This window comes from Asticcacaulis sp., assembly GCF_020217185.1.
Lineage (GTDB): Bacteria > Pseudomonadota > Alphaproteobacteria > Caulobacterales > Caulobacteraceae > Asticcacaulis.
The window spans coordinates 1-10,000 of the sequence record NZ_JAIWNX010000261.1; the positions used below are offsets into that span (position 1 = coordinate 1).

Genomic DNA, 10,000 nt, shown 5'->3' on the forward strand with positions numbered 1-10,000 from the left:
CTCTTTCCACATAAGACTCGAAAATTTTTCGAAGAACCGCTTCGAGAAAAATTTTCTCGCTATGGACCTTTGTCCACGTCCCGATCCGCAGGATCGGGACGTGAGCCAAATTAGAAGTCCATACCGCCCATGCCGCCCATGCCGCCGCCGGGCATAGCCGGGGCCGCTTCCTTCTTCGGGGCTTCGACCACGGCGGCTTCCGTCGTGATCAGCAGGCCCGACACCGAAGCGGCGTCTTGCAGAGCGGTACGCACAACCTTGGCCGGGTCGATGACGCCATCGGCGACCAGGTCCACGTACTTTTCGGTCTGAGCGTTGAAGCCGAAGTTGGCATCGTTCGATTCCAGCACCTTACCGACAACGATCGAGCCTTCGACGCCCGCGTTTTCCGAGATCTGACGGATCGGAGCCTGCAGGGCCTTGCGCACGATGGCGATACCAGCGGTCTGGTCGTCATTGTCGCCGGTCAGGTCGGCCAGCTTCTTCGACGCCTTCAGCAGAGCCGTGCCACCGCCCGGAACGATACCTTCGTCCACGGCCGCGCGGGTCGCGTTCAGGGCGTCATCGACGCGGTCCTTCTTTTCCTTCACTTCGACTTCGGTCGAGCCGCCGACGCGGATGACCGCGACGCCGCCGGCCAGCTTGGCCAGACGCTCTTGCAGCTTTTCCTTGTCGTAGTCCGAGGTGGTTTCTTCGATCTGTTGCTTGATCTGAGCCACGCGGCCTTCGATTTCCGCCTTTTCACCGACGCCATCGACCACGGTGGTGGTTTCCTTGGTGATCGTCACCTTCTTGGCGCGGCCCAGCATGTCGAGGGTCACGGTCTCAAGCTTGATGCCGATGTCTTCGGAGATCACCTGACCGGCGGTCAGGATGGCGATGTCTTCCAGCATGGCCTTGCGGCGGTCGCCGAAGCCCGGAGCCTTCACGGCGGCGACGCGCAGGCCACCACGCAGACGGTTGACGACGAGCGTGGCCAGAGCCTCGCCTTCGACGTCTTCGGCGATGATGAGCAGCGGACGGCCCGACTGAACCACGGCTTCGAGGATCGGCAGGATGGGTTGCAGGGTCGAGATCTTCTTGTCGAAGATCAGGATGTACGGGTCTTCGAGGACCGCTTCCATCTTGTCCGGGTTGGTGACGAAGTAGGGCGACAGGTAGCCGCGGTCGAACTGCATGCCTTCGACGACGTCCAGTTCGGTTTCGGCGGTCTTGGCTTCTTCGACGGTGATGACGCCTTCGTTGCCGACCTTGGCCATGGCGTCAGCGATCATCTGACCGACTTCGGTGTCGCCGTTGGCCGAGATGGTGCCGACCTGAGCGATTTCCGAGTTCGAGGTGACGGGCTTGGACGAAGCCTTGATTTCGGCGATGGCGACGGCCACAGCCTTGTCGATACCGCGCTTCAGGTCCATCGGGTTGCGGCCCGAAGACACCGACTTCAGACCTTCGACGGCGATGGCCTGAGCCAGAACCGTGGCGGTCGTGGTGCCGTCACCGGCCTTGTCATTGGTCTTGGAGGCGACTTCGCGGATCAGTTGCGCGCCCAGATTTTCGAACTTATCGGCCAGTTCGATTTCCTTGGCGACCGAGACGCCGTCCTTGGTCGAGCGCGGGGCGCCGAACGACTTTTCAAGGATGACATTGCGGCCCTTGGGGCCAAGCGTGACCTTCACGGCATTGGCGAGGACATTGACGCCGCGCAGGATCTTGTCGCGCGCGTCCGAGGAAAACAGTACGTCTTTAGCAGCCATTTCGGGTGTTCCTTTGGTTGCGTATTATCGGGATAGGGAGGACAGAGCGGATTAACGCTCAACCACACCCAGGATGTCGGATTCTTTGAGGATCAGCAGGTCTTCGCCGTTCAGCTTGACCTCGGTGCCGCCCCACTTGCCAAACAGAACGCGGTCGCCGACCTTCACGTCCAGAGCGACTTGCTCGCCCTTTTCGTTGCGGGCGCCCGGCCCGACAGCGACGACTTCGCCTTCTTGCGGCTTTTCCTTGGCCGTATCAGGGATGATGATCCCGCCCTTGGTCTTGGCTTCTTCTTCAACGCGCTTCACGAGAACGCGGTCGCCCAGCGGACGAAAGCTCATATGATGTCTCCGATGTTATTCAGATGAATGTTAGCACTCAGCATATCCGAGTGCTAACGCGCCCCTGAGTTAGGGTTGGTACCGGAGAGAGTCAAGAAGCACCGCCGCGAATTCGTGTGAAATTTTTTCGCCGGGCTTGAGGTGAAGTGAGAAGGTCAAACCACAGATTTCACAGATGGCACAGATTAAGGGATTCGGACCGAAAGCCCTTCGGTTGCCACCTCACAGGCGCGAAGCGCCTATCTGTGTAATCTGTGTCATCTGTGGTTCCCTATACCCCTATTTCAGCTCGATATCGGCCACGATGGGGAAGTGGTCGGAAATGACCTTGCCCGAAAAGCTGTCGGTCAGGGTGGCAAAGCGCGTGACGCTCAGGGCGCGATCCACAAAAATATGGTCGATGGCCTCGCCATCCGTCTGACGGATATCGAAGCCGTTGAAGGTGCCGATCGGGCCAAAGCGGCGGGTGCTGGCCACGCGGCTGTCTTTCAGCGGGCTGGTGTCGGCGGTGAAGCGCTTATAGGGCGCGCTGTCCATGCCGGTGTTGAAATCGCCCAGCACGATCAGGTGCGCACCTGGCACCGTCGGCAGGCTCAGAATCTGCGCTGCACAGTTTTCGCGGGCCTTGACGCCGATATGGTCGAAATGGGCATTGCGGACGTCAAAGACCTGACTACTGCGTTTGTCTTTCAAAATCAGGCGCGTGAAGGTGCGCGGCAGGGCGGCATCGGCGTCCTTCGACGGCGTATCAGGCGTCTGACCGCACCATTGAGTCGTCGCTGAGACCTTCTCGAAACGGTCGCGGCGCCAGAAAACGGTCGTGCTTTCGCCCGACTTGGCCCCGTCATCTCGGCCGACACCATAATGGTCATAGTCTTCAAGGGCTTGCGACAGGTCATCGACCATCGGCAGCAGGGCTTCCTGCACGCCCAGCACGTCAGGCGCCAGGAAGGCGATCTGCGCCGCCATGCGCGGGCCGCGTTCCGGCCACGGCGGCACGTCCTGCGGATTGGCGTAGCGGATATTGTAGCTCATCAGGCGCAGGGTCTCAGCAGAAACCGGTGAGGCGACAAGCAGGGCGGCGGCGAGCAGGGGCAGCAGTTTCATAGAGTCAGTTTAGGGCGCGGCAGGCGCGGGGTCCAATGACATTCATATGACGTCAAAGCGCGGGCGTGGTTACGGTCGCGCCCTGCTGCTCCAGTTGCTGTAAGGCCCCGCCGGGGGTGAGAAGCGCCGACAAGGGCAGCACAATCAGCGACTTACCCGGCGTTCCTAAGGCATTGTTGATCGCGCCGACCGTCTGTTCGACCGACTGCCCCAGCATGGCCTTGGTGGACGGCGCGCCTTCGAGGCAGGCCAGCAGCGCCGAATCCGGTGACAAACGCTGCACGGCCTTGAGGTCGCCAACGGCCCAGGCTTCGGTGGCGGCGCGGGCATTCTTGACCGCAAAGTCGATCTCATCCAGCGTGGCGGCGACGCAATGCGCCTGTTGCTGGGCGCTGAAATCGTCGATTCGCCCCAGAGTCTTGGCCACCGAGAAGCTGCCCGACGGTCTGGTCTTCAGCTTCTGCGCCTTGGCAAACCGCAGCAGCGTCTTTTCCGGGTCGCGCGTGGCAATCCCCGCCTTGTCATAGACGTCTTCGCGCAGGGTGGCCGCCGCCCAGATCGGCGACAGTTTCTTGTACTTTTCGCGGTCCAGACCATAGGTATCGGCCAGCGTATAAAAGCGCTTCGACAGGTCTGGCGGCAAGACCTCATCTAGCTTTTTGCCCAGCGGCAGGCGGCGGTCCATCAGCAGTCGCGCGCCGCCGATCAGCCCGCCCTTGGCCTCCGGCGCGGTGAGCAGCACATTGGACAGGCCGATGACGCGCTCGACGCGCTTCGAATCCCACGGAATACGCTTGGTCATTACGGGCATGGCCCCCAGCACATAGACCTCGCTGTCGCCCTTACGCACCCGCCACAGGGCCGGGCCGGGCAGACGCGCGGTTACCACCACGTCGGTGACCCATTCTTCGCCGTCCTTGACAGTGGCGCTTTCGCTGATCGTTTCCTGCGCGAACGCCACGGGCGCGCTCAGGATCAGCGCAGCGAGACAAACCGATTTGAACATGGCGGGGCTCCTCTTCGGGGAGTCATTTAAGCCCTAACTCCGTGACCGCAATGGGGCACGCGCGCTCAGTCGCCGCCCTTTGCTGTCAGATCAGCTTCGTCGGGGAGGTATTCCATGATGTCGCCGGGCTGACAGCCGAGAAGGAAACAGAGTTTCGACAGGGTGTCGAACCGCATCCCCTTCACCTTGCCGGTGCGCAAAAGCGACATCTGGGTTTCCGAGATGCCGACCTGCGCCGCTAAATCCTTGGCGCGCATCTTGCGTCGCGCCAGCATCACATCAAGCGTTACATTGACTGGCATATCAGACGTACTGTTCCAGTTCCGCCGACAGGGCTTCGCGCGTTGTCTGAAGCGTGCGGATGCGCTGGCTTAGGCCAATCAGGATCAGGCCCAGAGCGACAAAGATCAGGGTCAGCAGGACGTCATTTGCAACGCCGGGCTGTCGACCGGTATTGTTATAGACCTCGCCCCATACCCAAGGTGTGACGTTAAGCCCTATAGCCAGACCGCCCAGGATCAACCCCGCCCCGCTGCGGCGCAGCCCTTTGGACAGGACCGGCTCCAACGGCCTATCCGGACGAACGCGGGCGATCATGTCGGCAGCGAACCACAGGGCAATAGCGAAGAAGCCATGGGGCAACAGCGGTAAGCCGCCCTGCAACAGCGCCAGACCGAAAATGTCGGGCCGATGGCCGATATGGGCCCACAGTTTCGGCAACTGAACGACCATCAGCAGCACCATGATCCTCATTGGCAGGCCGATCATGATTTTAAGAATAAGGGCCTTCATACGAAACTCTCCATGTCGGTTTGCAACTTTTCACCGGCCTGCGTAATCAGCCACAGCATCAGGCCGATCAGGCCGATGGTCAGGGGCTCGATAGCGAAATCATAGCGCAGGCCGCGGAAGCGATCCTCGGTCAGCGCGGTGAGGGTCGGCATAATAAGGATCGCCGCGATGGCCCCGTAGATCAGGTTTGAACCGACATCTTTCAGGCCCTTGACGACCGAGGCCCCAAAGCCTTCGCCCTTATGCAGGCGCATGAAGACATCCGAGGCCGACCACAGGGCCCACAGATAGCAGATGGGGGCCAGCAGGCTGATCCAGAAGGACGGTAGCACCATGCTGACCGACAGAAGCGACACCTGAACGGACGGGTCCGGGTGCATGTCGTTCAGAGGGGCGGCCTTTTCAGCCACCAATCCGGCGAGAAGCCCCGCGACGGCGACCTTCGTGCCTATGCTGATCAGGTCGAGCGGTAATTTGTGTGCAGACATGTGTAACGAACCCCTCTGACAAATTAATGTTAGGGGCATATAAATTTAAATTAGACTTAAAGTCAAGAACCGGTGAGCCGCAGGCCCAATGCCTGTTTCACCTGCCGGGCCTGACGCGCCTGATCGGTCAGGGCCCAGCCCGGCACGCCCATCAGCAGGATCGACGCCAGCGCAAAGACCAGTGTCCGCAACGCCCCGTTATCGCCAAAGGTGAAGCTCAAGGACGCCATCAGCAGCCATCCGGCGGAGGGAACAAGCATCCAGTCGCGGCGGCAGGCGGCCCCGGTCACGGCGCTGATCAGAGCAAAAACAATGGCCAGAAACGCCATATTGGACACCGGGTTATAGGTCCCGGCGACCACATTGCCGACCGAATAGACGAAGATGCCCGCCGCGGCGAACAGCCACGCCGCCGAAACGGCCTCAGTGCGCCAGTTTGACAACAGGCTGTGCTTGCGCACGCGCACGGCGATGACCACCGTACCGACCAGACCTGCGATGAAGTAGAACAGGCCATAGGGCAGGGCGGGCAGAAGGCCGGCATAGGCCAGACTCAGGCACAGGTGGCCTATGCCCAGAACGCCACCCCACCACAACAGGATCGGGCCACCGGCCAGACCGGCCGACTCTCCGCGCTCCATCAGTCGCCGCAGCCGCGTCAGTTCGTCGTCCATTCCGGCGACGTCCTCCGGCGACAGGGGCGGTAACAGGCTATCGAGCTTGGGGCCCTGGATCATGGCGCGCTCCTCCTATCCCAACGACCGGATGCGGTCAGCATCTTCGGTCATTGGTGTTATAATCTCTAAGCGTTACCACCGATTGCCCGAAGGTAAAGCGGAATCGTCGGGTTCTACCCGGTTGCCAAGTCCGGCCGCTTTCCGATAGTTTTGTCATGACAAAGGGAGCACAGCATGACGCAGCGGCGGCAATGGATGATCGGTATGACGGCACTGATGGGGGCCACACTCCTGCAAGGCTGTTTCCCGGCGCAACAAAAGCCCGCCGAAAACACCGAAGCGCCGAAAGCCCCGGCCAAGCCCAAGCCTCTGTACCGTGACTTGCCCGTGCCGCCGGAGTCGGTGCGCGTCCTGATCCAGACGACCAAGGGCGATATTGTGGTTGAGCTGGACGGCAAGCGCGCGCCGATTTCAACCGCCAACTTCCTGCAATATGTGGACTCCGGAAAGATGACCGACGCGCAGTTCTGGCGCGCCATGAAGTCGGGCAAGGGCGGCTTTATTCAGGTCGAAGCGGCGGGCCATCGCTTTACGCCCATACCGCACGAGCCGACGTCTCAGACCGGTTTGTCGCACACCGACGGCACGATTTCGACGGCGCGCTATGCGGTGGGCACAGCCAGCAACCAGTTCACCATCTCGGTCGGCGACATGTCCTATATGGACGCCGGGCGTGATCCGGAAGGCGACAATCAGGGCTATGCCGCCTTTGGCAAGGTGGTGTCGGGGATGGACGTGGTGAAAAAAATCCTCAACGGTAAGATCACCAAAAAGAAGATCGAAGGCGGCTGGGACGGGCAGAAGCTCGAAAATCCGGTCAAGGTGCTATCGGCGAAGCGGCTGAATTAGGGGGCGGCGTCCTCGCCGTTTTTTGAGCCTTCCCCCACGCCAAAGGGGTGACGACTAAAAATCTGTATAAAATATCCCTAATCCGCCTTTATTACCAAAAAGCAACTTGACGCTCATTTGACGGGGTGATCGTCTCAGTCGTAACGGGGCGGGCGCGATGCGTGGCGTTCCGGAGCATCCTTTCATTCCGGACATCTTTTAAGGAGATACGCCGTGCACAGACGCAACTTTCTGGCCCTGACCGGCCTGACGGCGGGCAGCCTGCTCGTGCCGTCGCTTTACGGGCGGGCCGTCGCCGCCGAAGTGCTTCAGGAGACGATCGACGTCAAGGTGAAGAAGACGCTGGCTGATGCCGGTCTGAACGCCGCGACGTCCTCCGGGGCCAGCTATTGCGACGTGCGCGTCGGGCGCTATCTGCGTCAGTTCGTGATCACCCGCGAAGATCGCGTCGAAAACGTGGTGAATACCGAGTCGCTGGGTGTGGGTATCCGCGTCATCGCCGATGGGGCCTGGGGCTTTGCGGCGACCAATGTCATGACCACCGAAGCCGTGGCCCAGGCCGCCAAACAGGCCGTGGCCATCGCCAAGGCCAATGCCAAGATCCAGACGGTTCCGGTCAAGTTGGCCCCCGTCAAGGGCGTCGGTGAGGTGTCGTGGAAGACGCCGATCAAAAAGAACAGCATGGAAGTGCCGATCAAGGAAAAGGCCGAGCGCCTGATCGACGTCAATACCGCCGCGCTGAAGGCCGGGGCCGACTACGTCAATTCGATGATGTTCCTCGTCAATGAGCAGAAGTATTTTGCCTCGACCGACGGCTCCTACATCGATCAGGACGTGCACCGCATCTGGGTGCCGATGACGGTCACCGCCATCGACAAGGAATCGGGCAAGTTCCGCACGCGCGACGGCCTGTCGGCGCCGATGGGTCTGGGCTATGAATATCTCGATGGCGATGCCAAACAGAAGTTCACCGATCCGGCGGGCGTCACCGGCTATGGCCTCAGCTACGACATGAAGGAAGACGCCATCGCCGGCGCCAAACAGGCGCGCGAAAAGCTCAAAGCGCCGTCGGTCAAGCCGGGCAAGTACGATCTGGTCCTCGACCCCAGCCATATGTGGCTGACCATCCACGAATCGGTGGGCCACCCGACCGAGCTTGACCGCGTTCTGGGCTATGAGGCCAACTACGCCGGCACCTCGTTTGCTACGCTGGACAAGCGCGAGGCCAAGTTCCAGTACGGGGCGGAAAACGTCAATATCGTCGCCGACAAGACGCAGTTCGGCTCACTGGGCTTCGTCGGTTACGACGACGAAGGCGTCAAGACGAAGAAGTGGGACATCATCCGCGACGGCAAGCTGGTCGATTATCAGGCCATCCGCGATCAGGCCCACATTCTGGGCAAGACGGAATCGGACGGCTGCTGCTACGCCGACTCGTGGTCGTCGGTGCAGTTCCAGCGCATGGCCAATATCTCGCTGGAGCCGGGCAAGAAAAAGCTCAGCGTCGCCGATATGATCAAGGGCGTCGAAAACGGCATCTATATCGTGGGCGACGGTTCGTTCTCGATCGACCAGCAGCGCTATAACGCGCAGTTCGGCGGGCAGCTCTTCTATGAGATCAAGAACGGCAAGATCACCCAGATGATCGAGGACGTGGCCTATCAGATCCGCACGCCGGAATTCTGGAACGCCTGCTCAGCGATCTGCGACGAAAGCGACTATCGTCTGGGCGGCTCCTTCTTCGACGGCAAGGGGCAGCCGGGTCAGGTGTCGGCGGTTTCGCACGGTTCCTCCACCAGCCGTTTCAACGGCATCAACGTCATCAACACCGCGCGTTCGCTCGGTTAATCGGCCGATTGGGAGATTACAGATATGGGCATCCTTACCGAAGCCGAAGCCAAGGCCATTCTCGACAAGGTTATCAAGCTGTCGAAGGCCGACGAATGCACCGCCACCCTGTCGGGATCGATCAACGGTAATATCCGCTTTGCGCTGAACAACGTCTCGACCAGCGGCATCATCACCAATACCGAGCTGGGGGTTCAGGTGGCCTTCGGCAAGCGCGTCGGCATCGCCACCATCAACGCCTTTGACGACGCCTCGCTGGAGCGCGTCGTGCGCCGGGCCGAAGACCTGGCGAAGCTGGCCCCGGAAAACCCGGAATTCATGCCGGCCGTGGGCAAGCAGACCTACACGCCGACCAAGACCTTCAGCGAAGCGACGGCGGCCGTTACCCCGGAACAACGCGCTGAGGTGGCCGCCAAGTCGATCACCCCGTGCAAGCAGGCCAAGCTGATCGCCGCGGGCTTCCTGTCGGACGGTCAGGGCTTTGAGGCCTTTGCCAATTCCAACGGCAATTTCGGCTATCAGAAATCGACCTCGATGGACTACACCTGCACGGTGCGTACCGAAGACGGTCGCGGTTCGGGCTGGGTGGCGCGCAACCTTCAGGACGTGACGGCCTTCAAGCCGGACACCGAAATCCAGATCGCCATGAAGAAGGCCGCCGAGTCCGCCGACGCCAAGGCGCTGGAGCCCGGCAAATATACAGTCATCATGGAACCGGCCGCTTCAGCCGGCCTGATCTCGTTCATGATGAACTATTTCGACGCGCGTTCGGCCGACGAAGGCCGCAGCTTCCTGTCGAAAAAGGGCGGCGGCAACAAGCTGGGTGAGCAGGTCTATGACCCGCGCGTCACCCTCTATGCCGATCCGGCGCATCCGGAAGCCGCCGTGTTGCCGTGGGATGGCGAAGGTCTGCCGCGCAAACGCCTGCCCATCATCGACAAGGGCAAGGTGGTTAATCTGGAATATTCCCGCTACTGGGCGCAGAAGCAGGGCAAGACGGCTGAGGCTTCGCCCGGCAACCTGATCATGGAAGGCGGCACCAAATCGACCATGGACCTCGTGCGTTCGACGCAAAAA

Annotated in this window: 11 protein-coding genes; 3 read left to right on the top strand and 8 right to left on the bottom strand. The window is 61.0% G+C overall.

The features are described from left to right. Positions 1-110: 110 nt before the first annotated feature. From groL to LDL37_RS13165, 8 genes are all read right to left on the bottom strand, one after another. Entirely contained in the window at positions 111-1,754 is a 1,644-nt protein-coding gene (gene groL, locus LDL37_RS13130) for a chaperonin GroEL (protein ID WP_013478703.1), read from the bottom strand. Positions 1,755-1,805: 51 nt separating this feature from the next. Next, positions 1,806-2,096, bottom strand: coding sequence for a co-chaperone GroES (gene groES / locus LDL37_RS13135; protein WP_013478704.1), 291 nt, complete (start codon positions 2,094-2,096; stop codon positions 1,806-1,808). Positions 2,097-2,375: 279 nt separating this feature from the next. Next, positions 2,376-3,203: an endonuclease/exonuclease/phosphatase family protein gene (locus tag LDL37_RS13140; protein ID WP_290799137.1), complete on the bottom strand. Its 828-nt coding sequence runs from the start codon at positions 3,201-3,203 to the stop codon at positions 2,376-2,378. Between the two features lie 52 nt (positions 3,204-3,255). Further along, positions 3,256-4,209, bottom strand: a complete 954-nt coding sequence (locus LDL37_RS13145; RefSeq protein WP_290799139.1) for a TraB/GumN family protein — start codon at positions 4,207-4,209, stop codon at positions 3,256-3,258. Between the two features lie 65 nt (positions 4,210-4,274). Continuing rightward, positions 4,275-4,511 (bottom strand): helix-turn-helix transcriptional regulator, encoded by a 237-nt coding sequence (locus tag LDL37_RS13150; RefSeq protein WP_290799141.1) that lies wholly within the window; start codon positions 4,509-4,511, stop codon positions 4,275-4,277. A 1-nt stretch (position 4,512) separates the two neighbouring features. Next, on the bottom strand, positions 4,513-5,001 hold the full coding sequence (locus tag LDL37_RS13155) for a hypothetical protein (RefSeq protein WP_290799143.1): 489 nt from the start codon (positions 4,999-5,001) through the stop codon (positions 4,513-4,515). Continuing rightward, on the bottom strand, positions 4,998-5,489 hold the full coding sequence (locus LDL37_RS13160; RefSeq protein ID WP_290799145.1) for a hypothetical protein: 492 nt from the start codon (positions 5,487-5,489) through the stop codon (positions 4,998-5,000). Before LDL37_RS13160 ends, LDL37_RS13155 begins: the two co-directional genes overlap by 4 nt. Positions 5,490-5,551: 62 nt before the next feature. Beyond that, a complete protein-coding gene (locus tag LDL37_RS13165) occupies positions 5,552-6,226 on the bottom strand; it encodes a hypothetical protein (RefSeq protein WP_290799147.1) in 675 nt (224 codons plus the stop codon). Between the two features lie 174 nt (positions 6,227-6,400). Between LDL37_RS13165 and LDL37_RS13170 the strand changes: the two genes are divergently transcribed. From LDL37_RS13170 to LDL37_RS13180, 3 genes are all read left to right on the top strand, one after another. Continuing rightward, positions 6,401-7,075 (top strand): peptidylprolyl isomerase, encoded by a 675-nt coding sequence (locus LDL37_RS13170; protein ID WP_290799149.1) that lies wholly within the window; start codon positions 6,401-6,403, stop codon positions 7,073-7,075. Between the two features lie 213 nt (positions 7,076-7,288). After that, complete coding sequence (locus LDL37_RS13175) at positions 7,289-8,923, top strand: TldD/PmbA family protein (RefSeq protein ID WP_290799151.1); 1,635 nt, start codon at positions 7,289-7,291, stop codon at positions 8,921-8,923. A 24-nt stretch (positions 8,924-8,947) separates the two neighbouring features. After that, positions 8,948-10,000, top strand: a 1,053-nt coding sequence (locus LDL37_RS13180) for a TldD/PmbA family protein (RefSeq protein ID WP_290799153.1), incomplete at its 3' end; no start/stop codon positions are given.